Below are 23,028 nucleotides of genomic sequence, written 5' to 3' on the forward strand. Positions count from 1 at the left end.
CGAACCCGGAAGCTAAGCCTTTCAGCGCCGATGGTACTGCAGAGGGGACTCTGTGGGAGAGTAGGACGCCGCCGAACAATTATTCAGCTCCGGTCTCCGCAACCGATATCAGGTTGCGGGGACCGGAGCTTTTTTGCGTTCCAAGGGTGGTCTTTGCGATGACAGGCCGCGGACTCACTCCTTGGAACTGCCGGTCAGCTCTGCGCCTGATTCCGGCCCGGCAGCAGGCGGGTCGGTGCCGGCGTAGGCCCTTCCAAAGAGCTCGTGGGTGATGTCCTGGACGCTGCCGGCGGCGGCATGCTCGAAGCCGCTGAACCGGTCGTGGCCTTGCCGGACGGTCAGATAGCGGGCGGTCCCCTGGCCGGAGCCGGTGAAGGCCATGAGTCCGGCCGCTGCGGTGTGTCCGAGGCTCTCCTGAAACCACCGGTAGTACGCGGGCGTCACATGGCAGCCGGGTACGGGTTCGGGAACGACGTCTCCTTCGAGCGGCGGCTGGATGCCGGGGAAGGGGTTCTCCTCCGCCGGTTCCGTGTCCAGGTCGGCTTCGGTCGTGCCTGATGGGCCGGCCGCCAACCGCCGCGGCCCGGGGCCTGCAGTGCGTGTACGGTCACCGTGCCGTCCGCGGGCAGCTCCGTGCTGAACAGCAGGCTTGGTGTTTCGTTTCACTCACCGATGTGCACGGCCTCGGCGTGGACGGAGGCGGATGCCAGCTGCACGGCCGAGGCTGACGCGTTGCCGTGGTTGCCCTTGGTGGCAATAGGGACGACGAGAGACGGCTCGCCAGGTCGCCAGACCTCTGCGAAGAACTGCGGACGGTAGCCGTACCCGACCTTGTGTCCCTTCTCCCTGCTGGAGAGGGCCCAGCCGGCCCGCAACACCGTATCCGCGGGGACGATGCTCACGGAATGGTCGGGGAACCTGCGCAAGTGCGCAGGGGGGTACATTCCGCCTTCCCCGACGCACGCCTTGCAGCGCCGGTCTCTTCGCGGCGTGCACCCAGGACACCCGCCCCGCAATGCCCGCTTTCCTGTGCTACGTCATGATTTCATCCCGTCATGAAAGGCGATGGAGTGAGGGTTGGAGACCGTGCGTATGGCGTCTGTTCGCAGGCGTTGCCCTCTCGGCGGCGGTTGTTGGCCGCGGTGGGCGTGGTGCCGGTGCTTGTCGGGGTGGGGGCGGGTGGTGCGTCCGCGCGAGGTGTCGGGATGGGGGACGGGGCGGGGCGTCGGGGGATCGAGCCGGTGCCGACCGTGGAGTCGGACTGGGGTGGTGTGGCGCGGGCGTTGGGGCGGGGCGGGAACATGCTGCGGGGGACGATCTATCACACGGGGTATGCGCGGCGGGATCTGAGCGTGGTCTCCGACGGTGTTCTCGTGCGGCCGGGGCTCGCGCTCGGGGCGCATGTGTCGTTCGTCCGATACGCCGACGGCAGCGCGATGGCGATGGGCGATGTGGTGATCACCGAGGAGGAGATGCAGGGGGCGATCGACGGTTGGCAGGCGCACGGGATCGCGCTGACCGCGCTCCACAAGCATCTGCTCGCGCAGTACCCGGACATCTGGTGGGCTCATGTGCACGGGCACGGCGGGGACGTGGAGGCGCTCGCCCGCGGTCTGCGTGCCGGATTCGACCGGACCGGGACGCCGCCCCCGGCGCCACCGGGGCCGTCGCTGCCGTTGGAGCTGGACACCGCGGGGATCGAAGCGGCGCTGGGTACCCGGGGGACCGTGGAGGACGGGGTGTTCAAATGCCTTTTCGTCCGCCGGGAGACGGTGTGCAGCGGTCCGTTGGTGCTGCCCGCCGGCCTCGGGTCGACCTGCGCGTTCATCTTCCAGCCGGTGGGTGGCGGCCGGGCGGCGCTCGCCGGTGACTTCGCCATGACGGCGGACGAGGTCCAGAGCGTGCTGGAGGTGCTGCGGCGTGGCGGGATCCGGCTCGTCGAGCTGCACAACCATCACCTGGACGAGTCGCCCCGGCTGTTCTTCACGCACTTCTGGGCCGTGGGGGACGCCGTCGCGCTGGCCCGGACCCTGCGCCGTGCGGTGGACGCCGCCCGGGTGGAGGCCCCTGAGGGGGAGGTCCCGGCAGGTTGAGGGGGGTGTCCCTGTGCGGGGTTCTGCGGCGCGTGGCCGCCGGGGCCCCGGGCTCGGGCGGCGGGCGTGCCGTGGGGCGGGCGGTCCGCGATACATGGAGCAAACGGATCAATCGCCCGGATGCGGCGCGTGTGCCGACAGGTGATCGGGTACCTAGGTCGTGTCGTCCACGCCGGGACCGGTCCACGGGGTTCGGCAGACGAGGTGTGGCACGCCCGTGCGCGGCGCTGTCGTCGGTCGTCGGCGCGCCGCGTCGTACACCCTGCCGCGCCTCGTGGTCGCAGACCGGCACCCGTGGAGCCGCCCGACGGGTGAACGACGCCACGCAGACGGCCTCCGCAGGGGTGCGTCCGTCCCCTTCGGTGCCCGTCTCATCCGTCCGATCCCGTACCTGGAGCTTCGTATGGACCCCGTGCCCCCCACGCGGAACTGCCCCTTCGACTATGCCGAGGCCCTCGAATTCGACCCGCAGCTCAGAGCGCTGCAGAACGAGGGGCCCGTCTCCCGTATCCGGCTGCCCTACGGGGAGGGGGAGGCGTGGCTGGTCACCGGCTACGACGACGTGCGTACCGTCACCACCGACCGGCGCTTCAGCCGCCGGGAGGTGGTCGGCCGGGACTTCCCGCGGATGACGCCGGAGCCGATCGTCCAGGACGAGGCCATCAATGTGATGGACCCGCCCGGCAGCAGCCGGCTGCGCAGCCTGATCTCGAAGGGGTTCGCGCCGCGGCACATGGAACGGATGCGGGTCCGTACGCAGCATGTCGTGGACGAGCTGCTGGACCGGATGGAGGAGCACGGTGCGCCCGCCGATCTCTTCGAGCACCTCGCGGCGCCGTTGCCGCTGACCACCATCTGCGAGGTCCTCGACATCCCCGAGGAGGACCGCGCGCAGCTGCGCAAGCACGCCCGGACGATGATGAACACCACCGTCGAGAACAAGGACGCGGCCATCGACTCCAAGGCCCGCATGCGGGCCTATTTCGAGTCGCTGACCGCGCAGCGGCGGGCCGACCCGGGCGAGGACCTGATCAGCGTGCTGGCCACCGCCCGCGACGGGGACGAGCTGCTCAACGACAAGGAACTGACCGTGATGGCGATGGTCCTGCTCATCACGGGCCAGGACACCACCACCTACCAGATCGGGAACATCTCCTACGCCCTCCTGACGCGGCCGGACGAGATGGCGATGCTCCGGGACAACCCGGAGAAGTTCCCGCAGGCGCTGGAGGAGCTGCTGCGCTTCATCCCCTTCCGCAAGGGCGTCGGCATCCCCCGGGTGGCCACCGAGGACGTGGAGCTGAGCGGGGTGCGGATCCGCAAGGGCGACATCGTGCACGTGTCGTACCTGACGGCCAACCGGGACGGCCGGAAGTTCGACCACCCGGACGAGCTGGACCTGGACCGCAACGGGCCGTCCCACATGACCTTCGGCTGGGGAGGGCACCACTGCCTCGGTGCGCCGCTCGCCGCCACCGAGCTGGAGGTGGCGCTCTGCACGCTCATGCGGCGCTTCCCGGCGCTGAAGCTGGCGGTGCCCGCCGAAGAGGTGCAGTGGAACAAGAATTCCATCTGGCGCTATCCGCTGGCCCTGCCCGTCACCTGGTGACAGGGGTGTGAGCGGCGGCCCACCGGGGCGGTGGGCCCCGCCGCTCGCCCGGCGCGTCCGCAGCGGCTCCTCTCCTCCGGGCCGCACGGGCGCCGCCGTGCCGCGGCGGGCGCCGGCGGGTGCGCCGGCGAGGGCCGCCGCCGTGCCGGGAGCCGGCGGGGAGGGCGGGGAGTGCGGCCGGGCGGCATGATGCCCGGCCGCACCGCTGTGCGCACCCCGGGCGCCGCCGAACGGGACCGGGCCCCGGAACGCCGCCCCGCCGCACCGCTCCCGCACCCGGCGGAACAGCCGCCCGACCCGCCTTCCGAACGCCCCGGACGAGGCGTCAGGCCCCGGGGTGCGGCAACCGGAACCGCCGCCTTCCCGTGCGGGACGGGCCCCGTCGGCCGACGTGCGGCCGTCACCTGGCTGCCGTAACGTAATGCCGAGGGCCAACCACGGTGTGGCGCACCACCAACTGCCCATACGGCGAGAATGCGGTCTTTCGGCGGTCGGCCCGTCAGCGCCCTTTCCGGGGACGCACGACGCGGCGCCGCGCAACGCCAGCGGCCCGCCGCGCGCTCCTTTCGCGCATACGCTGCCGCAGCGCCGGCCATCGGCCGGCGAACACCCCGCGTCCCCCGCTGGGCTCAGCCGTGTGGAGCACCGTCCGCTAGGAGGAGATCCATGGCGGTTCTCTGCAAACCGGCCATCGCAGTACCCGAGCATGTCATCACCAATGAGGAAACACTCGAACTCGCGGAACGGTTGCACGGCGACCATCCGCAACTCGGCCTGGTCCTCCGGCTGATCGAGCACACCGGAGTGCGCAAACGGCATCTCATCCAGCCGATCGAGGAGACGCTCCGCCACCCGGGCATGGACGCCCGCAGCATCGTGTACGAGGAGCAGACCAAGCAGCGGGTGCCCGCCGTGGTGCGGCGCGCGCTCGACCACGCCCAACTGGAGCCACAGCAGATCGACTTGATCATCTACGTCTCCTGCACCGGCTTCATGATGCCGCCGGCCACCTCCTGGCTGATCAACGCCATGGGGTTCCGGCCGGAGACGCGGCAGCTGCCGATCGCCCAGCTCGGGTGTGCCGCGGGCGGCGCGGCCGTCAACCGGGCCCATGACTTCTGCACGGCGTACCCGGACGCCAACGTGCTGATCGTCGCCTGCGAGTTCTGCTCGCTGTGCTACCAGCCCACCGACCTGGGCGTCGGATCGCTGCTGTCCAACGGACTGTTCGGCGACGGCATCGCCGCGGCCGTCCTGCGGGGCGAGGGCGGTACCGGCATCCGGCTGGAGCGCAGCAGCTCGTACATCATCCCGAACACCGAGGAGTGGATCTCGTACGCGGTCAAGTCCACCGGGTTCCACTTCCAGCTGGACAAGCGGGTGCCGGGCACGATGGAGCCCCTCGCCCCGGCGCTGTGCAGCGCCGCGGAGGACCACGACTGGAACGCCGGGAAGATGGACTTCTACATCATCCACGCGGGCGGCCCCCGGATCCTCGACGACCTCAGCTACTTCCTCGACGTGCCGCCGGGGGCGTTCCGCTTCAGCCGCGCCACGCTCACCGAGTACGGCAACATCGCCAGCGCCGTGGTGCTGGACGCCATGGCCCGGCTGTTCGACGAAGGGTCCGCGCTCGACGGGGACCGCGGGCTGATGGCCGGGTTCGGGCCCGGCATCACCGCCGAGATCTCCCTCGGCACGTGGGTAGCGGAGTCCGACACGGCGGAGTGAGCCGGGCGTTCGCGGGCGGGCTCGTCCCGGTGGCCCGCGGGCGGGACGCCGCTGCCGGCGTACCGTCCCGCCCGGCTCCCGGCGGGCCCGTGTCGTGCCTGCCGTCCCCCGGTGGCGCGTGCTTCAGTGAGCGCCATGGCGGAGGCACGGACCGTGGGACGCCCGGGCGGCGCGCGCCCCGGTGAGGAGCAGGCGGGCGCGCTCGACCGCAAGGGAGGGCCTGGGCACACCGTCCTGATGGCGCTGGCCCTCGCCGTCCCGGTCGTCAAGGTCGCGTACACGGTCGGCGGCGGTGCCGCGGTCCGCGAGGTGCTCGTCGGCATGGAGCCCGCCAACTGGCCGGACGTGCTGATCGGGATGCTGCTCACCGACCCGCTGCTCGCCACCGTGCTCGGCGTCGTCGTCTCCCGTGTGGTGTTCGCGCTGTTCGCGGCGCGCGGTGCGGTGCCGGTCGGCGGCGGTCTGGCGGGCGTCGCACGGCGGGCGGCGCTGACCGTCGTCAACCCGGTGGCGGTCGGCGTGATCGTCGCCTGTCTCTTCGGCTTCTGGTGGGGACTGGGCACGGGCTTCGTCGCGTATCTGCTGCGCAAGGGCGTGGTGGTGGAGTACCGCACCGGGCGGCGCCACCGGCGGGGCGGCGGCGGGGCGGAGCCGTCCGACGACGGCGACGGTCCGGGCGGTGCGGCGGATTACCGGCCGCCTCGTTGGCTGCGGCGCGCGGCGGCCGTCGAGCAGTGGGTGGCGCTGGCCCTGACCGTGCTGGTGCTGCCGGTGCTGGCGTTCGTCTCCGCGCTCGACGGGCAGGCTTGGACGCCGATCGTGCGGTGCCGGGTCACCAACGGCACCGTGACCGGCAGCGACCGGCTGATCGAGCTGAGCCGCAAGGGCAGCGGCGTCGTCGGCTGGAACCTGGACTCCGAGCAGATCTCCAACGGTCTGGGCTGCACCCGCGTGGAGAGCTTGTACGTGCGGGAGCCGTGGTGGCGGGGGTGAGGCGGCTGCGGCGGGGCGTGCGGGCTTCGGCGGCGGCGCATTCCGGCCCTCGTGCGCCGTGCGGCGCGGTGGGGCGCCCCGGTGGGGCAACGGAGCGCCAATTTAAGTCAGTTGCTTGACTTGAGTGACGTCGATCGGGTTGCCTGACCGGGCACGGAACCAGGGCGCGGGCGGTCGGGAGGGGACGGGATGCGTGGGGCGACGCGGGCCGGTCAGGCGGAGGTGACACGGGCGCGGATCCTGCGCGCGGCGGAGCGGCTGTTCGCCGAGCAGGGGGTCTACGCGGTCTCCAACCGGCAGGTCAGCGAGGCCGCCGGGCAGGGCAACAACGCCGCGGTCGGCTACCACTTCGGCACCAAGACCGATCTGGTGCGGGCCATCGCCCGGGAGCACATGCGCCGGATCGAGCAGGACCGCGCGCGCCGGGTGGACGCGCTGGACGCCACCGCGGACATCGCTGCCTGGGTCGGCTGCCTGGTGCGGCCCACCACCGCGCATCTGGCGTCCCTGGGCAGCCCCACCTGGTTCGCGCGGTGCTGCGCCCAGGTGATGACCGATCCGGCGCTCCAGGACGTCTTCGCCGAGGAGTCCCTCGGGTCACTGGCGCTGGTGCGGACCCTGGAGGGGCTGAACCGCTGCCTGCCCGATCTGCCGCCCGAGGTCCATGCTGAACGGGGCGCGATGGCGCGGCAGCTGATCGTGCACACCTGCGCCGAACGGGAACGCGCCCTCGCCGACAACGCCGCCACCACGCGCAGCAGTTGGCACGCCACCGCCACCGGGCTGATCGACGCCATCGTCGGCCTGTGGACCGCACCGGTGACGCCGACCGGCTGACCTCCCCAGGGGCGGCCCGGCGGGTGCGGCTCCCAGGGGCGGCGGGTGCGCCTGACGTCCTCCCGTAGCGGCCGGTGCACCGGATGCGCCTACGGGACAGCCGGCTCAACTGGCCGTCCCCTGGCGGCAGTCAGTCCACCTGAACGACGCCTCCGGGACCGCCCGGTCCGCCCGGCTTCCCCGTACACCCGACGACCGCCCCGCCACGCACCGCCGATACGTACCGCCCCGCACCGGACCGATCGCCGGCCCGGCCGGGCGGGCAGACGAGGAGCGACACATGACCGGTACCGCAGCCCCCCACGGCACGACCGCGGACGACATCCGCGCCTTCCCGATGGACCGGGCGGCCGGCTGCCCCTTCGACCCGCCGCCGGAGCTGCGGGAGGCGCAGCGGCGCGGACCGCTCACCCGGGTCCGGCTGTGGGACGGCAGCACGCCCTGGCTGGTGACCCGCCATGCCGACCAGCGTGCGCTGCTGGCCGATCCCCGGGTCAGCGCGGACATCACGCGGCCCGGCTACCCCGCCTCCGCGCCCGTCACCGGGAGCGCGCGGATGAGCTTCATCCTGATGGACGACCCTGAGCACAACCGGCTGCGGCGGATGGTGACGGCACCGTTCACGGTCCGCCGGATGGAGGCGATGCGGCCCACCGTCCAGCGGATCGTGGACGGCTTCCTCGACGACTTCCTCGCCGGGCCCAACCCGGCCGACCTCGTCGCCGGGTTCGCGCTGCCGGTGCCGTCGCTGGTCATCTGCGAACTGCTCGGCGTGCCCTACGCCGATCACGATTTCTTTCAGGAGAACAGCCGGATACTCATCAGCCGCACCGTCGAACCGGAGCGGCGGACCGCCGCCCACGCCAACCTGACCGGCTACCTCGACGGGCTGCTCGCCCGGAAGACCGCCGGTCCCGCCGACCTGCTGTCCGGGCTGGTCGAGCGGGTCGACGCGGGGGAGCTGACCCGGGAACAGGCCGCCGAGACGGGCGTTCTGCTGCTGCTCGCGGGCCACGAGACCACCGCCAACATGATCGCGCTGGGCACCCTCGCGCTGCTGGAGAACCCCGACCAGCTCGCCCTGGTGCGCGACACCGACGACCCGAAGACCGTCGCCTCGGCCGTGGAGGAGCTGCTGCGGTACCTCACCATCACCCACAGCGGACGCCGCCGCGCCGTCCTGGAGGACATCGAGATCGCCGGGCAGACCCTCCGGGCGGGCGAGGGCATCGTCCTCGCCAACGACCTCGCCAACCGGGACCCGGACGTCTTCCCCGACCCGGACCGGCTCGACCTCGCCCGCGACTCCCGCCGCCACCTCGCCTTCGGCTTCGGCGTGCACCAGTGCCTCGGCCAGACCCTGGCCCGCATCGAGCTGCAGGTCGTCCACCGCACCCTCCACCGGCGCATCCCCACCCTGCGCCTGGCCACCGACCGCGACGCCCTCTCGTTCAAGCACGACGGGTCGGTGTACGGGGTGTACGCCCTGCCGGTCACCTGGTGAGGCGGCGGCCCCGGGGCGGCGCGGTGTCCCGGGGCCGCTCGGGGGCGGTCAGGTGCCGGCCGGCCGCAGCTCCGCCAGCGTGAGCGCGTCGACGGCCGCGGGGCTCAGCCGCGCCGCGTCGAGGCCGGCCGGCGGGTGCCAGGCCAGGTCCGCGGTGCTGCCGCCGCTCTCCTGGACCCGCAGCGGCCCCGGCAGCAGCGTGACGGCGTGGAAGAGGCCCACGAGGTGCCAGTCGATGCCCCGCCGGTGCGCCGTGTAGGTGCGCGCACCGATCAGCCGGGCGTCGCGCACGGTGCCGCCGGTCTCCTCGTACACCTCCCGCGCCAGGGCGTCGGCCGGCTGCTCGCCCGGGTCGATGCCGCCGCCCGGCAGATGCCAGAGCCCGGGCGCGAAGACCGGCGAGGCCGCCGAGAGCCGGGTGAGCAGCAGTTTTCCGTCGTCGATGACGACGGCGTACGCCGAGACACGGGTGCGAGGGGCGGCGTCCAAAGGGGACCTCCGGGAGGGCGGGGCGCGGCCGGGGGCGGTCGCGCGGGACGGGCGTGCGGAAGGGAGACGGGCGCCGGGCGGCCGGCGGTTGCGGAGGGGCGCGCGGAGCGGTCACGGGCGCCGGGCGGCCGACGGCAGGAGAGGGGGCGTGCGCGCGCCGGATCACGCCCCTCCGCTGAGCCGTTCGCTGCCCAGGGCCACCGCCACCGGAGCAGTGCGCACCGCCCCGGTGGCGGTGGCCCCATCCGGCCCCGGCCCCGGCACCGTTACACCGGCTCCGGAGCCTGCAACAGGGCCCGTACCTCCTCCGCGGTGGTCTCCTCCAGCGTCTCGCCGACGAAGAGCCAGCGGGTGATGCCGAGGGACTCCAGGAACGGCAGATCGTGCCCGGCGATCACCAGCGCGCCCTGGTAGGACGCGAGCGCCGCCGTGAGCTGCCGCACCCCGGACAGGTCGAGGTTGTTGGTCGGCTCGTCCAGCATCAGCAGCTGCGGGGCGGGCGCGGCGAGCATCGTCGCGGCGAGCGCGGCCCGGAACCGCTCGCCCCCGGACAACGTGCCCACCAGCGCCTCCGCACGGGCCCCCTTGAACAGGAACCGCGCCAGCTGCGAGCGCAGCGCGTTGTCGGTGACGCCGGGCGCCGTACGGGCCGCGTTCCGCGCCACGCTCAGGTCGTCGTCCAGGATGTCCAGCCGCTGCGGCAGGAAGCGCAGCGGGACGAACGTCCGCGCCTCACCGGAGAGCGGTGCCACCTGCCCGGCCAGGGTGCGCAGCAGCGTCGTCTTCCCGGCGCCGTTCCGGCCGATCAGCGCGATGCGCTCCGGGCCGCGCACCTCCAGCTCGCCCTCCCGCAGCAGGCCGTGGCGCGGGCGCAGCGCCGTCAGCCGGAGCACGGTGCGGCCCGCGGGCACCGCCGTGTGCGGCAGGTCCACCCGGATCTCGGCGTCGTTCCGGATCGCCTCCGCGGCCTCCTCGCGCCGCTCCCGCGCCTCCTGGAGACGGTCCTCGTGGATGCCGCGGACCCGGTCGGCGGACTCCTGGGCGGAGCGCTTTCGCTCCCCAGCGACGATGCGTGGCGCACGCCGCTGGGCGTCCAGCTTGGCGCTCTGCCGGCGGCGCCGGGCCGCCTTGACGCGGCTCTCCTCCAGCTCCCGCTGCTGCCGCCGTACGTCCGCCTCGGCGGTGCGCAACGTCCGTGCGGCCGTGTCCTGTTGGGCGTCGACGGCCTCGCGGTAGGCGGACCAGCCGCCGCCGTACCAGGTCACGGCGGTGGAGCGGAGTTCGGCGATCTTGTCCATCCGCTCCAGCAGCTCCCGGTCGTGGCTGACCACGATCAGCGCGCCGGAGCGCCAGGACGCGACGGCCTCGTGGAGCCGCCGCCGCGCGAACACGTCGAGGTTGTTGGTCGGCTCGTCCAGGAGCAGTACGTCGGGGCGGTCCAGGAGGAGCGCGGCCAGCCGCAGCAGGACGGTCTCGCCGCCCGACATCTCGCCGACGGTGCGGTCGAGATCGAGGGAGCCGAGCCCCAGGGAGCCCAGCATCGCCAGGGCGCGTTCCTCGATGTCCCAGTCGTCGCCGAGCGTGGTGAAGTGCGCCTCGTCGGTGTCGCCGGACTCGATGGCGCGCAGCGCGGCGCGCCGGTCGGTGATGCCGAGGGCGTCCTCGACCCGCAGAGCGGTGTCGAGGGTGAGGTTCTGCGGGAGGTAGCCGAGGGTGCCGGTGACGCTCACCGTGCCCTCGGCGGGGCGCAGCTGACCGGCCAGCAGCCGCAGCAGGGTGGATTTTCCGGTGCCGTTGTCACCGACGAGGCCGGTGCGGCCCCGGCCGACGACGAGGGAGAGCCGGTCGAGGACGGCAGTGCCGTCGGGCCAGCGGAACGTCACGCCGGAGCAGGTCACCGAGGCTTGCGGAGCGGGGGGTCGGGACATGGTTTTCTCGCAGTCTGCACGCAGGAACGGGGGCGTCGTAGGCGAGCACCACGCGGCGACCGGCCGGGAAGGAAGGGGTGCGGTCCTGGCAAGGGAGGACGGTTCGTGCACCGAGGTCGCATCCGCGCGAGGTCACGGGCGGCAGAGTGCCGGCACGGCGTGACAGGCGTACGGCAGGGCCGTACCGCGCGATGGTCGCAGACCTCAGATGCGCAACGTCCACCTCTATCGGAGACAACAGGACCCGGGAACCGTACCCCAGCCGGACGCGGACCGCATCGGGATTTACGAGCGGCCGGACGGCGAGGGCGGGGACGGAGGCGATCGGCCCGGATCCGGCGGGCCGTGCGGGACCGGGCTCCGCCGCGGCGCCCCGCCGCCCACGTCCGCCCGGCGCCCGGCCGCCCCAGCGGTTTTCCACAGGGCCCGCGCGTTGTCAGACCCCCGTGCCACGATGCGGACATGAGCACTTCCGAACGCGTCACACCGCCGATGGACGCCGATGAGCGCACGTCCCTGACCAGCTGGCTCGACTTCTACCGCGCCACCCTCGCCGACAAGTGCGCCGGGCTCGCGGAGGAGCAGCTGCGCACGGCCTCCGCGCCGCCCTCGCCGCTCACCCTCGTCGGCCTCGTCCGGCATCTGGCGGAGGTCGAGCGGAATTGGTTCCGTCGCGTCCTCGCCGAGGAGGACGTTCCCGATCTCTTCCCGGAGGCCGCCGGTGCCGGTGGGATGAGCGGCGGTTTCGGCGGTGCCGAGGAGGCGTCGTTCGAGGAGGCGATGGAGCTGTGGCGGGCCGAGGTGGAGCACGCCCGGCGCGCCTGCGCCACCCGCTCCCTGGACGACACCGGAGCCCTCGGCGAGGCCCGTGTCACCCTCCGCTGGATATGCACCCACCTGATCGCGGAGTACGCCCGCCACTGCGGCCACGCCGACCTCATCCGCGAGCGCATCGACGGCCGGACGGGCGTCTGACGGACGCCCGGCGCGGCGCCACCCCGGGACGGGGCGCGCCCGCCGGGGGTGCGCCGGGGCCTGCCGCCCCGGGGGCCGTGGCGCCCCGGGGCGGCCCGGTCAGTCCCGGGGCGCGATCTCGCGGCCGTTCTCCCGCACGGTGATGGCCATCACCGGGCACATGTCCGCGGCGTCCAGGAGCAGCTCGTCGTCCCCCTCGACCTCCGCGCGCACCGGCCGGGAGCGGGCGCCTTCGAGGACGAAGAATTCGGGCGCGGTTCCGGCGCAGATGCCGGAGCCGATGCAGCGCAGCGGGTTCACCTCCACCTGTCGGCTCATCGGCTCACCACCCCACCGGCAGGACGCGCGGCCCGCGCACCAGCATCTCGGTCTTCCACTGCACATCGCCCGCGACGTGCAGCCCCGGGAAGCGGGCGATCAGCGCACCCAGCGCCTCCTGGAGCTCCAGCCGGGCCAGCGGCGCGCCCAGACAGTGGTGGACGCCGTGGCCGAAACCGAGGTGCTGGTTCCCCGTCCGGGTGAAGTCCAGGGTGCCGGGGGAGGAGAAGCGGAGCGCATCGCGGTTGGCGGCGCCGACCGCGACCAGTACCGGCGTGCCGGCCCGCACCAGTGTGCCGCCGACCTCGATGTCCTCGGTGGCGTACCGCGGCTGGCCCGCACCGCTGCCCAGCGGCACGAACCGCAGCAGCTCCTCCACCGCGCCGGCCATCAGCTCCGGATGCTCCCGCAGCCGGGCCAGCTCCTCGGGGTGATCGAGCAGGGTGAGGACGAAATTGGGGATCTGCGTCGCGGTCGTCTCGTGCCCGGCGACGAGGATGCCGACGCAGAGGTCGACCAGCTCCAGCTCGGAGAGGCGGTCCCCGGCATCCCGTGCGTCGATGAGCGCCGTCATCAGGTCGTCCTGCGGATGCCTGCGGTGCTCATCGATCAACTGCCCCATGTAGGCGCGCAGTTCCTCGCGATTGGCGTCGAACTCCTCCGCCGTCAGGGAACTGGTCGACAGCGCGGCATCGCTCCAGGCGCGGAACTTCGGCCGGTCCTCGACGGGCACGCCCAGCATCCGGCAGATGACCGCGACCGGAATCGGCAGCGCATAGCGGTCCACCAGATCGGCGGGCGGCCCGGCATCCTCCAGCTCGTCCAGCAACTGGCCGGTCAACTCCTTGACCTGCGGCCGGAGTTTCTCCACCTGGCGCACGGTGAACGCCTTCGCCACCAGGGAGCGCAGCCGGGTGTGCTCGGGCGGGTCCATGCTCAGGATGCCGCTGTTGCGACTGCCCTCGGACTGCCGCGGCTCGTCGTGCTCCAGTCCCAGGGCGCGGCTGAAGCGCTGGTCACCGAGGACGAAACGGGCTTCGGCGTACCGCGTCACCAGCCAGGCGGGTTCCCCGTAGGCCATGCGGACCTGCAGCAGGCCGGGGCGCTCGCGGGCCTCGTCGTACGCCTCGGACAGCGACAGGTTGTCGGCGGTGTTGAAGGGATAGGAGAGGGGTGCTGTGTCAGCTGTGGTCACGGTGACCTCCCTTGTGTAAGCACCTGCTTACAAACGTTAGGGCGCCGGTCCGCGGACGGTCAACGACCGGTTACGGCCGTTATCCTGACGGGCCGTCCGGAAAGGAGCACCATGGCGAACTCCGCCGATGTACCGGCCGGTTCACCCCGGAGAAGAGACGCCCGGGCCACCCGCCGCAGACTGCTGGAGGCCGCCGCCGACCTGTTCGCCGAGCGCGGTTACGACGCCGCGACCGTGCGGGACATCGCGGACCGGGCCGGCGCCAATCAGGCGCTGCTGTTCCGGTACTTCGGCTCGAAGAGCGCGCTGCTGACGGAGGTGATGGCGCACAACGGCCAGGAGCAGCTGCGCGCCACGCCCCCGGAGAAGCTGTTCGAGACGGCGCTGCGCGGCATGCTCACCCACCGCGACAAGGAGCCCCATGACCGTTCCCTCGCCGTCTATCTGCGCTCCATCGGCGGCGCCGACGGGACGGAGACGGTGAAGGCGCTGGGGGAGGAGTACGTCGAGGTGCTGGCCACGCTCTCCGGCGCCGAGGACGCGGCGCTCCGCGCCGACCTCGCCATGGCGTGGCTGCTGGGCATCGGCATCATGCGCGTCGTCGTCGGCCGCGAGCCGCTCGCGAGCGCCGACCCGGACGCGGTCTGCGAGCTGGTCCTGGGCCTGCTCGGGCAGTTGCTGGACGGGACGGCGGCACCGGAGGAGGAGTGGCCGCCGGAGCCCGGGGAGCGCTGACGGCGGCGGGCCGGACGCCGCACACCTGGGCCGGACCCGCACACCTGGGCCGGACGCCCGGTGCCCCGCGCCCCGTGCGGCCGTGCCACGGGACACCGGGACCCGGCAGTGCCCCCGTCCCGTCCGCCCAACATCCGGGACAGGGCGGGGCGTTCGTACGGTGGATTGTCACCGGTGCCTCCTAACCTGGAGGTGGACCGGCGGAGCGTCAGGGGGGCGGGATGGGCGACGGAGGGGATTTCCGGGCCGAGGCGTGGGAGGGCGGGCGCGTCCACCAGGCGGGCAGGGACATCCACATCACCTACGCCGGTCCGGTCCCCGGGGCGGCACAGGAGCCGGAGGGCGCGGAGGACGCCGGAGCCCCGCCGGCGCCCGGGGAGCTGCCGGCCCGGTTCGCCGCCGCGCCGCTGCCCGCGCACGTCCTCGCCCCGCAGGCGCTGGCCGCCGTGGAGCTGCCGGATCCCGGCCCCGCACCCGAGGCCGTGGCCGAGGCGGTCGCCGCGCTCGCCGTCGAAGAGGTGTCCGCGGTCTCACCGATGGCGCCGGCGGGCACGGCAGGTGTCCCGGTCCGCTGTCTGCGTCCGCCCGCCGCCCGGCCCGGCGGCCCGGCGCGGCCCGCGCTCGACGCCTGGGCCGCCGCGCTCCTGGACCGCGCCCTGCTGCGGAGCGCCGACGACGCCGAACTCCCGCTGTTCGCACCGCACGTCCGCGCCCTCCTGTGGCGCTCCGGGGCCGCACGGCCCGCACCGGTCGCGGCGGCCCGGCGGCTGAGGGAGGGCTTTGAGCGGTGCGGTGCCTACGAGGCGGCGCTGCCGTTCGCCGAGCGGATCACGGCCTGCCCGGCGGGCGAGGGCCTCGCCGATGCCCTGGCCCTCGGCCGCCTCCTGGTGCGCTGCGGCGAGTACGCCGAGGCCGAGGCGGTGCTGCGGCCGGTGCTGGCCCGGGCGGACGCGGCGGCGAGAGCCCGCGGCCTGACCCTGGCCGGCCGGACGGGGCCGTCCCTGGGCGAACTGTTCCGCGAGAACGCCGAGGGGCCCTTCACCGGCAAGCTCTCCACCGTCGACGGCGATGTCCTGGTGCGGGCCGCCGATGTGCTGACCGTGCTCGCCGAGGCGCTGCACGGGCGGCGCCGGTACGCGGAGGGCGAGCGGCTGCTGCACTCCGCCACCGGGCTGTACTGGCGGATCCTGGGCGCCGCCCACCCGGCGCGGATCCTCACCCAACTCCACCGCGCCCGCGCCCGCGGCCGCCAGCGGCTGTGGACCGAGGCGCTGTCCCTGCTCCACGACGCCCTGACCTTCCACGACGCCGAGGCCCTGGCGCGCGACCACCCCCGCGCGGCCGCCCTCATCCGCCTCACCCACGCCGAGCTGGCGGATGAGGCGGTACGCGGCCTGGCCGAGGACGGCCCGGGCCGCACGCGGGCCGTGGGCATGTTCCCCGCCCCGGTCGTCCGCTTCCTCGACGCCACCGTCAGCAGACCCCCGAAGCCCACCCCCGCCGACGCCGACCGCCTGGCCGCACAGGCCGCATCGGCCTGCGAGGACGCGTACGGCCCCTGGCACCCGCGCACCGCCGCGGCCCGGGAGCTGGCGGGGCGGCGGGGGGTGCCGGGCGGGTAGCGGGGCGCGCCACCGGGGCCGGTCCGGCCGACGGCGGGCTGGGCCCCGCGCGCCGTGCCGTGGTCGGATACGGGATGACTTCCTTCTGGGTGGGACAGCGGGTACGGCTGCGCGGGATCGAGCCCGGCGACTGGGCCGCGTTCCGGCGCTTCGCCACCGACGAGGAACGCGCGGGCGACGTACTGCGTCCCCCGCGCTCCGCCGAGAGCTTCCGCGCCTGGGCGCGGGAGCAGGCCACCGCCACCGGGGACGACCGCTTCCGGTTGGTGATCGAGGCCCTGGACACGGGGGAGACGGTCGGTGCGGTCGGGGCGTCGTACGCCGATCCGCATGCGGGACGGTTCGAGTACGGCATCACGCTGGAGGCCGGCCACCGGCGCAAGGGGTATGCGAGCGAGGCGGCGACGCTGCTGCTGCGTTTCTTCTTCGCCGAGCGGCGCTACCACAAGTGCGAGGTACGGATCTTCGCGGACAACGCGGCGTCCTTGGCGCTCCACCGGCGGCTCGGTTTCGTCGAGGAGGGGCGCCTGCGTGACCACGTCTTCCTCGGCGGACGCCATCAGGATCTCGTCGTGATGGGCCTGCTCGCCGGCGAGTTCGCCCGGCCGCACCCGCGCGAAGCGGCCTGATCCACGCCGTCCGGCGCCGCCGTTTCACTCGCGCTGGTGCGCGGTCCGCGCCGCCTCGACGAAGTGTTCCAGGGCCTGCCAGAAGGGGTGGTAGGCGGCGTCCAGATGGTCGCGGCCGGTGGGGTCGCCGTCGAGTTCGGCGGTGAAGCCGGTGTAGAAGGGGCCGGTCGCCTTCTGGAGGGCGAGGGCCGCGGCGGCGGCCTCGGGCGGGCCCTCCAGTTCGACGACGCGGACGCAGCGGCGGATGCGGGCGTACTCCGCGATCTCGCGGTCGTGCAGCTCGCGGAGGGCGTCGAGGCGTTCGGGGGAGTCGGGGCGGCGCAGGAGCGCGGAGGTCTCCCAGTACAGCTCGCCCATGCGGTGGGCCTGCTCGATGAGGTCGAGGTAGGCGGTGCGGCGGCTCTCGCGCAGCCGCTCGGCGCGTTGCGTACGGGCGGCCGTCTCCGCCTGGATGGTCGCGGCGCGGGCGCTGCCGCGGCCGGTCACCCAGCTCGCGAGCACCGCGGTGCCGCCCGTCACCACGGCGATGGCCAAGGTCCACAGTGTGCTGTTGTCCCCCATGCGGCGTCACGATACCGAGACGGCCTCGCGCCCCGGGGCGCCGGTCCGGGGCCGCGGGCGGAGCGGAGCCGCCTCGTCGGGCGCCGCGGCCCGGGGTGCGAGACCATGGAAGTCCCCAGACGCATCGCGGATCGCCGAAGAGGCAGCAATGGAGTACCCGGAAGCCTTCGAGCTGGTCTTCCAGTCGTCAGCGGTCGCCGACGACGTGGTGGTCGTCCGGCGCACCGCGGCCGCCGGGGCGGGCGGATTCCCGGTCTACGAGGACGAGACCGGCATCGTCCGCGCCGAGATCAGCGACCGCGGTGAGGTCCGGATGCTGGCCAGCGGCGGGCACCAGGAGCTCGGCGTACCGGTCCTGGCCCGCGCCCTGAAACCGTTCTGACCCGGACGCCGTACGGATTGCGGCCCGCCCAGCGGGGTCCCCCGTACGGCGGCCGTATGGGCAGGGTGTCAGTCGATGACCAGCTCGCCCATGGCGCTCCAGCCGGTGGCGCCCTCGATCGAGGTGCTCACGATCTCGGGGGTGTGCCGCAGCAGCGGGCGCATGGTCTCCAGACCGGCGCGGAAGTGGTCGGAGTTGACGTGGGCCTCGGCGGCGTCGTCCTGGAACGCCTCGACGAGGGTGTAGGACAGCGGGTCCTCGATGTTGCGGGACCACTCGAACCAGAGGTTGCCGGGCTCGGCCCGCGTCGCCTCGGTGAACGCGGCCACGTGCTTGGGCCACTCCTCGGCGTATTCGGGCTTCACCGGAAACTTCACAACAATAAAGATCATTCGGCGATTCTAGGTCATCTCCGGCGGGCGGGATCCAGCGGTCCCGTCCGCCGGGCAGGCGGCGCCCTCAGGCGGCCAGCGGCTGCGCGGGCGCGATCCGCGCGGTCACGCAGGGGTCGCCGGTGCGGTAGCCGAGACGGTCGTAGAGGCGTTCGGCGGGGGCGTTGCCGCCGAGCTGCCACAGGGTGCACACGCCGTGGCCGCGGACGGCGTGCCGGGTCAGCCAGGAGGTGAGCGCGGCGCCCAGGCCCTCGCCGCGCCGGGCGGCGTCGGTGGCGACGGAGACCATCAGCGGTGCGCCGCTGTCCCGCAGCCGGCTCAGCGCCCCGCACGCCACCAGCTGCCCGGCGTCGTCGCGGATGCCGGCCCAGAGGCGGACGTCGCAGGAGCCGGGGCCCGTGGAGTGGGCGGGGCTGTGCTCGGCGAGGAAGGCGCGCAGCTCGTCGTGGTGGCCGGCGTCCAGCGCCCGGACGCGGTCCTCCGCGTCGTGCGGCGGCGGCTCCTGTTCCGTCCAGCGGAAGACCCACTCGACGGCGTCGGTCACCGGGAGGTGCCGGCCGACCAGCACGTCGGAGCCGCGCGGCACGGTGAACTCCCGCACCCGGTCCGGGAGGCCGTGCGCGGCGCGCAGCACGAGCCCGGCGGCGGCGTCCGGGTCCCCGACGCTCATCACCTGTCCGCGGTCGAGCCAGGCGGCGGCGCCGGCGCCGCTCCAGCTGATCCGGTCGGCCGGGCGGCGCCGCGCGACGCCGAAGCGCAGCAGAGCGGTACCGGCCTGCGACTCCAGACCCTGACCGAGCGGGTCCGTGGTGCGGGGAGCGGGTGTCGTTGCCTGCATAGCTCTCTCGGGTACGTGGGGAGGCCGCGTCCCCGGGCGCGCGCGGGCGCGACCGGAGAGGGCCAGGTCTGGAAGTTGGGGGATCCGGTGGGGGCAGCGCCTGTGCGCGCCCGGCCGACCGGACGTCCACTCTCGCACACCGACCCGACCCCGGCGCAACTCCGTGACGACGCATGATCGCCTCGCCTTCGCAGGGCGGGCCGCGCCCTGGCCAGGGAAGGACAGGCGGGCGGGCGGCGACGGGCAGGGGATCGGGGTGGTGGCGCCGATGGCGTCGGCGGGCACCCATCAGGGAAGTGCCGCCGGCGCCATGAGGGTCAGAGGAACAGCGCGATCACGCCCGCGACGGAGCCCAGCACGGTGAGGAACGTGGCGAGGGCGGCCCAGATCTGCCTCCTGGTCCAGGGGGCGTACCGATCCGCTGCCGTCTCCCCGACGCCGACCGTGCTCCTGCCGTTGCCCGTGGCGATGGCGGAGGTGACGTTGACGTGGGGCCGGGCGCCGTTGATCACCACGTGGACGACGGGCGCGGGCGGCGCCGGCTCCGGTGGCCGCGTTGCATCATGGTCGGGGGAAGGCTTGGGGCGGCGTCGCATTCCGAGGTTGCTCACCGGTGTTCTCCAACTGTCAGTTTCTTGCCGGCGGTGGTGCCGCACCGTTCCTCCCGGCGCCAACCAGGGGCGGAACGGTGCGGCATACGGGGTCTCGGCGTCCTCGTGACGCCTTCGGCCGCACGATCGGAGAGCCCTCGGTCGGGGTGCCGAACGGCGAGCCGCGGTTTCACAGGCCGCGCGGTGTGAACGGGGCCAACAGCGAATAGACGGGCCGGGAAGCCCAGCCGGTCCGCGTGCTCAGCGTCGCGAACCGCTCGTCGTCGACATGCGCGAGGACGCCCTTGTCCTGGAGTTCGGTGAGTCCTCTGCCGGCGGTGTCGGCGGAGATGCCGTACCAGTTCGGCATCCGGCCCTGGGGGAGCGGGAACCGTTCCTTGCGCTGGCTGAGAGTGATCAGCAGCATGGCCTTGCCCGGCAGGCTCAGGGACTCGTTCAGGCCGTGGTCCCAGTACTCGTAGGGCAGTGGGAAGTACGGGTCCCCGCCGCTGCTGCGGGGCGGCGTGTACGGGGTGCCCGAACCGTCCTCGCGGAGCTTGATGACGGTGGTCTTCCCCTCCCGGCCCCTCCTCCGCTCGATCAGCTTCAGGTCGGTGAGTACCTTCCAGGCCCGCGAGACGGTGGTCTGCCCGGACTTCTCGCCGTGATCGCCCACCGAGCGGGCCCATGTCGCCGCCCACTCGGTGACATCGAAGTCGCGGCTGCTCGTCACGGCGCTGACCAGCAGATAGAGGTCGAGCGCCCGCGTCCGGGACCGCCGGACGAGATCGTGGAGGGGGCCCGGAGCCGGGGCTCCCTTGGGGCCCTGCTGGAGGAATTCCCTGCGTATGGGGACGGCGCGGTTGGGGCGCGCCGAGCGCTCCAGAAGAAGGCGGATGGTGTCCTGCTGGGGCAGCGTTCCCGAGGGAACGGGAGAGGTTTCCGAAGGGCTTGTCGTCGCCATATGGCCATGCTGCCACGGATGGTGACGGCAATTCGGTGAGCGATTGGCACAACGCAGCGCGCTGAATCATCACTTCAGCGTGTGCCTTAGGAATTCCCCTATGAATTCTCGTAAGAATACAGCTAAGAAAGCATACGAAGGGCTGGTTGTAGGCGCCGACTTGCGGGGCGGTTCCCGGCGGTCGGCCGATCGGCAAAGGGCGGCAAGCCCGCTGGAGGCAGCCGACTCGACTTCTTCAACCGCCGGTGCCCCGCCCCGACTCCGCCCCGCCACCGTGACCGCTTCGCCTCCCTAACTCGCTTGCCGCCGAGATCGCATTCGATGGACGCTGAGGCATGCAAACTCTTCCGACCTTCGTCCTCGTCCACGGGGCGTTCGCCAACTCCTTCTCCTTCGCGCCGCTCCAGGCCGAACTCGGCCTGCTCGGGCACCGATCCGTCGCGGTCGACCTGCCGGGGCACGGCTTCGAGGCGACCTTCCCCGCCTCGTACCAGACGCCGCAGGACGCCGACGCGCTCGCGTCGGAGCCGGGCGGCATCAAGGACGTCACCCTCGCCGACGCCGTCGCCCGCGTCATCGCCGTTCTGGAGCGGGCCAAGCGGAACGGCCCGACCGTGCTCGTCGGCCACAGCCGCGGCGGCATCACCCTCACCGCGGTCGGCAACGCCCGGCCCGACCTCGTCGACCGCCTCGTCTACGTCTCCGCCTGGTGTCCGGTGGACCTCGATGTCGCCGGGTATTACGGCGAACCGGAGATGGCGGACGTCGATCCGCGCGCCATGGCGACGGCATTGGTCGGCGATCCGGCGGAACTCGGGCTGCTCCGCTGCAATTTCCGCACCGCGGACCCGGAGGCGCTCGGTGCACTGCGGCAGACCCTCGGCGTCGACCTCACCGACGACGAATTCCGCACCTTCCTGAACACCTTCCAGCCCGACGACAATCTCGACGGCGGATCCCTCGCCGACTGCGCGCGGGAGGCGACCTGGGGCCGCATTCCCAAGTCGTATGTGCGGCTGGCCGAGGACCTCGCCGTTCCGCTCGGTATGCAGGACCGGATGATCCGCGAAGGCGATGCCCTCACCCCCGGTAACCCGTTCGACGTCCATACGCTTCCGGGAGGTCATCTGCACTGGCTCGTTCACCCGGAGCCCGCCGCCGCACTCCTCGCGGGTCTCGCCGAGAGCTGACGTTCCTGCTGGTGACCGGCGGTGCGGGACAGGGACGCGCCGCCGGTCACCGGTGTCGCGGGGGAGGGGCGGAGCGGCTCCCGGATTACCGTTCAAATCCCTTGCGATATAGCGGAGTTGAGAATTTCAGGGCGTGGGAACCTTCGCCGGGGAAAGGGTCTCCCCGGCGCGCTGATTCCCTCCCGATTCCCTCCCGATTCCCTTCCGGTTCCCTTTCCGAGGGCGCGGAATCCGTCAGGGGCGCACGCGCGCGTAGGCAATCCGGGAATGCCGCCGATTGCTACGCCGACATGTCGGTCTCATGGCGGGCATATGCCAGGTCTGGTGCCCATGAGAGGGCGCGGATAAGACTGGCGATCGCACGTTTGTGCACTTCGCTCTTGTCCCGCCTTCCCGGAAAGCTCCACGGCTCATGCAGAAATTCCGCAGACCCGGCGCCCCCGCGGCCCGCCCCAGGAGGTGGCGCGCGTGCTGCGCCATGTGACGCGCAAGGCCGCGGGCTGGCTGGCGATGATCGTGGTGGCCACCAACGCCACCTATTTCCTGGCCAGTTGGTTTCTCGATCCGCGCGCCAACTTCCGGGACCTGCGGCCGGTCCGCACCGAGGAGCAGATCGACCGGGCCCTCGCGCCCTACAACCTGGACCCGCAGGTGCCGCTGGTGCACCGGTGGTGGGACTGGCTGACCTCCGTCGTCCTCCATTTCGACTGGGGGAAGTCCCCCACGGGTGTCGCCGTCAACGGCGAGATCGGCTACCGCGCCCTCGTCAGCGCCGAACTGGTCGTCCTCGCCACCCTCCTGTCCGTCCTGCTCGGCGTCGCGCTCGGTGTGTACACCGCCTCGCGGCAGTACGGCTGGGCCGACCGCGTCTCCCAGACCGTCTCCGTCGTGGTGCTGAACATCCCGACGTCCGTCGCCGCCCTCGCCGTGGTCTTCGTCGCCATCTGGCTCAACCAGCACGCCGGGCTGCACTTCCTCTACGTCGCCGGGGAGAACTCCCCGAACGTCGAGGGGCTGCTGCCCGTGATCGGCGACCGCCTCCTCCATCTGATCCTGCCGACCCTGACGCTGACCCTGATGGGATACGTCGGCTATCACCTGACGCAGCGGTCCCTGCTGCTCGACACGCTCCACGCCGACTACGTCCGCACCGCCCGCGCCACCGGACTCACCCGCGCCCAGGCGATCCGCCGGCACGCGCTGCGCACCGCGCTCATCCCGACCGCGACCTCCGTGGCGTTCAGCATCCCGGCGCTCTTCACCGGCGCCGTCATCACCGAGACGATCTTCGGCTGGAACGGCATGGGCCGCTACTTCCTGCAGACCATCGCCAAGAACGATGTGCACGGCACCGTCGCCACCGCGGCCTTCGCCGCCGCCCTCACCGCGGTCGGCGCGGTCCTCGCGGACCTCGCCACCGTCTTTCTCGACCCGAGAGTCCGGGTGAGCTGAG

The 23,028-nt window shown here is 73.0% G+C and carries 24 protein-coding genes and 1 rRNA gene; 14 read left to right on the forward strand and 11 right to left on the reverse strand.

The genetic code is table 11. The features are described 5' to 3' along the window. Positions 1-77: ribosomal RNA gene (gene rrf / locus ABT345_RS20090) — 5S ribosomal RNA — on the forward strand; the annotation flags it as partial. Positions 78-174: 97 nt separating this feature from the next. Here the strand turns inward: rrf and ABT345_RS20095 are convergent. After that, complete coding sequence (locus ABT345_RS20095) at positions 175-573, reverse strand: hypothetical protein (protein ID WP_345085254.1); 399 nt, start codon at positions 571-573, stop codon at positions 175-177. 89 nt (positions 574-662) lie between these two features. Next, positions 663-902 (reverse strand): hypothetical protein, encoded by a 240-nt coding sequence (locus ABT345_RS20100; protein ID WP_345085257.1) that lies wholly within the window; start codon positions 900-902, stop codon positions 663-665. Positions 903-1,241: 339 nt separating this feature from the next. Between ABT345_RS20100 and ABT345_RS20105 the strand changes: the two genes are divergently transcribed. The 6 genes from ABT345_RS20105 to ABT345_RS20130 all read left to right on the forward strand — a co-directional run bounded on the left by ABT345_RS20105 (position 1,242) and on the right by ABT345_RS20130 (position 8,767). Then, entirely contained in the window at positions 1,242-2,093 is an 852-nt protein-coding gene (locus ABT345_RS20105; RefSeq protein ID WP_345085260.1) for a DUF1259 domain-containing protein, read from the forward strand. Positions 2,094-2,496: 403 nt separating this feature from the next. After that, the gene (locus tag ABT345_RS20110; protein ID WP_345085264.1) at positions 2,497-3,702 is read left to right on the forward strand and encodes a cytochrome P450; all 1,206 of its coding nucleotides are present in this window, start codon (positions 2,497-2,499) and stop codon (positions 3,700-3,702) included. A 666-nt stretch (positions 3,703-4,368) separates the two neighbouring features. Beyond that, on the forward strand, positions 4,369-5,433 hold the full coding sequence (locus ABT345_RS20115) for a type III polyketide synthase (RefSeq protein ID WP_345085267.1): 1,065 nt from the start codon (positions 4,369-4,371) through the stop codon (positions 5,431-5,433). A gap of 135 nt (positions 5,434-5,568) precedes the next feature. After that, positions 5,569-6,426: a hypothetical protein gene (locus ABT345_RS20120; RefSeq protein WP_345085270.1), complete on the forward strand. Its 858-nt coding sequence runs from the start codon at positions 5,569-5,571 to the stop codon at positions 6,424-6,426. Positions 6,427-6,615: 189 nt separating this feature from the next. Further along, the gene (locus ABT345_RS20125) at positions 6,616-7,263 is read left to right on the forward strand and encodes a TetR/AcrR family transcriptional regulator (RefSeq protein WP_345085273.1); all 648 of its coding nucleotides are present in this window, start codon (positions 6,616-6,618) and stop codon (positions 7,261-7,263) included. Between the two features lie 280 nt (positions 7,264-7,543). Then, the gene (locus ABT345_RS20130) at positions 7,544-8,767 is read left to right on the forward strand and encodes a cytochrome P450 (RefSeq protein ID WP_345085276.1); all 1,224 of its coding nucleotides are present in this window, start codon (positions 7,544-7,546) and stop codon (positions 8,765-8,767) included. A 48-nt stretch (positions 8,768-8,815) separates the two neighbouring features. Here the strand turns inward: ABT345_RS20130 and ABT345_RS20135 are convergent, their stop codons facing one another. After that, positions 8,816-9,256: an NUDIX hydrolase gene (locus ABT345_RS20135; protein ID WP_345085279.1), complete on the reverse strand. Its 441-nt coding sequence runs from the start codon at positions 9,254-9,256 to the stop codon at positions 8,816-8,818. 266 nt (positions 9,257-9,522) lie between these two features. After that, a complete protein-coding gene (locus tag ABT345_RS20140) occupies positions 9,523-11,184 on the reverse strand; it encodes an ABC-F family ATP-binding cassette domain-containing protein (RefSeq protein ID WP_345085282.1) in 1,662 nt (553 codons plus the stop codon). A gap of 462 nt (positions 11,185-11,646) precedes the next feature. Between ABT345_RS20140 and ABT345_RS20145 the strand changes: the two genes are divergently transcribed. Next, on the forward strand, positions 11,647-12,159 hold the full coding sequence (locus ABT345_RS20145) for a DinB family protein (RefSeq protein ID WP_345085285.1): 513 nt from the start codon (positions 11,647-11,649) through the stop codon (positions 12,157-12,159). Positions 12,160-12,258: 99 nt separating this feature from the next. On the opposite strand, the gene ABT345_RS20150 is transcribed toward ABT345_RS20145, so the two are convergent. Continuing rightward, the gene (locus tag ABT345_RS20150; RefSeq protein ID WP_345085288.1) at positions 12,259-12,477 is read right to left on the reverse strand and encodes a ferredoxin; all 219 of its coding nucleotides are present in this window, start codon (positions 12,475-12,477) and stop codon (positions 12,259-12,261) included. A gap of 4 nt (positions 12,478-12,481) precedes the next feature. After that, entirely contained in the window at positions 12,482-13,672 is a 1,191-nt protein-coding gene (locus ABT345_RS20155) for a cytochrome P450 (protein WP_345085292.1), read from the reverse strand. 111 nt (positions 13,673-13,783) lie between these two features. Between ABT345_RS20155 and ABT345_RS20160 the strand changes: the two genes are divergently transcribed. The 3 genes from ABT345_RS20160 (at position 13,784) to ABT345_RS20170 (ending at position 16,658) form a co-directional block, all read left to right on the forward strand. Beyond that, positions 13,784-14,407: a TetR/AcrR family transcriptional regulator gene (locus ABT345_RS20160; protein WP_345085296.1), complete on the forward strand. Its 624-nt coding sequence runs from the start codon at positions 13,784-13,786 to the stop codon at positions 14,405-14,407. Positions 14,408-14,628: 221 nt separating this feature from the next. Further along, a complete protein-coding gene (locus ABT345_RS20165) occupies positions 14,629-16,029 on the forward strand; it encodes a hypothetical protein (protein WP_345085299.1) in 1,401 nt (466 codons plus the stop codon). A 74-nt stretch (positions 16,030-16,103) separates the two neighbouring features. Beyond that, positions 16,104-16,658, forward strand: a complete 555-nt coding sequence (locus ABT345_RS20170) for a GNAT family N-acetyltransferase (protein ID WP_345085303.1) — start codon at positions 16,104-16,106, stop codon at positions 16,656-16,658. Between the two features lie 24 nt (positions 16,659-16,682). Here the strand turns inward: ABT345_RS20170 and ABT345_RS20175 are convergent, their stop codons facing one another. After that, positions 16,683-17,219: a hypothetical protein gene (locus ABT345_RS20175; protein ID WP_345085305.1), complete on the reverse strand. Its 537-nt coding sequence runs from the start codon at positions 17,217-17,219 to the stop codon at positions 16,683-16,685. A 148-nt stretch (positions 17,220-17,367) separates the two neighbouring features. Between ABT345_RS20175 and ABT345_RS20180 the strand changes: the two genes are divergently transcribed. After that, positions 17,368-17,601 carry a DUF6296 family protein gene (locus tag ABT345_RS20180; RefSeq protein WP_345085308.1) on the forward strand — a complete coding sequence of 78 codons (234 nt, stop codon included), beginning with the start codon at positions 17,368-17,370 and terminating at the stop codon, positions 17,599-17,601. A gap of 68 nt (positions 17,602-17,669) precedes the next feature. On the opposite strand, the gene ABT345_RS20185 is transcribed toward ABT345_RS20180, so the two are convergent. The 4 genes from ABT345_RS20185 to ABT345_RS20200 form a co-directional block, all read right to left on the reverse strand. Further along, entirely contained in the window at positions 17,670-17,993 is a 324-nt protein-coding gene (locus tag ABT345_RS20185; RefSeq protein WP_345085310.1) for a putative quinol monooxygenase, read from the reverse strand. A gap of 67 nt (positions 17,994-18,060) precedes the next feature. Continuing rightward, positions 18,061-18,831: a GNAT family N-acetyltransferase gene (locus ABT345_RS20190; protein ID WP_345085312.1), complete on the reverse strand. Its 771-nt coding sequence runs from the start codon at positions 18,829-18,831 to the stop codon at positions 18,061-18,063. Between the two features lie 317 nt (positions 18,832-19,148). Then, a complete protein-coding gene (locus ABT345_RS20195; protein ID WP_345085314.1) occupies positions 19,149-19,442 on the reverse strand; it encodes a hypothetical protein in 294 nt (97 codons plus the stop codon). 169 nt (positions 19,443-19,611) lie between these two features. After that, positions 19,612-20,385, reverse strand: coding sequence for a hypothetical protein (locus ABT345_RS20200; RefSeq protein WP_345085316.1), 774 nt, complete (start codon positions 20,383-20,385; stop codon positions 19,612-19,614). A 335-nt stretch (positions 20,386-20,720) separates the two neighbouring features. Between ABT345_RS20200 and ABT345_RS20205 the strand changes: the two genes are divergently transcribed. Then, positions 20,721-21,575: an alpha/beta fold hydrolase gene (locus tag ABT345_RS20205; RefSeq protein ID WP_345085317.1), complete on the forward strand. Its 855-nt coding sequence runs from the start codon at positions 20,721-20,723 to the stop codon at positions 21,573-21,575. A 468-nt stretch (positions 21,576-22,043) separates the two neighbouring features. Then, on the forward strand, positions 22,044-23,027 hold the full coding sequence (locus ABT345_RS20210; protein ID WP_345085320.1) for an ABC transporter permease: 984 nt from the start codon (positions 22,044-22,046) through the stop codon (positions 23,025-23,027). Position 23,028 lies beyond the last annotated feature (1 nt).

The organism is Streptomyces sp. NPDC000404 (assembly GCF_040300365.1).
In the GTDB taxonomy this organism is placed as follows: Bacteria; Actinomycetota; Actinomycetes; order Streptomycetales; family Streptomycetaceae; genus Streptomyces; species Streptomyces ramulosus.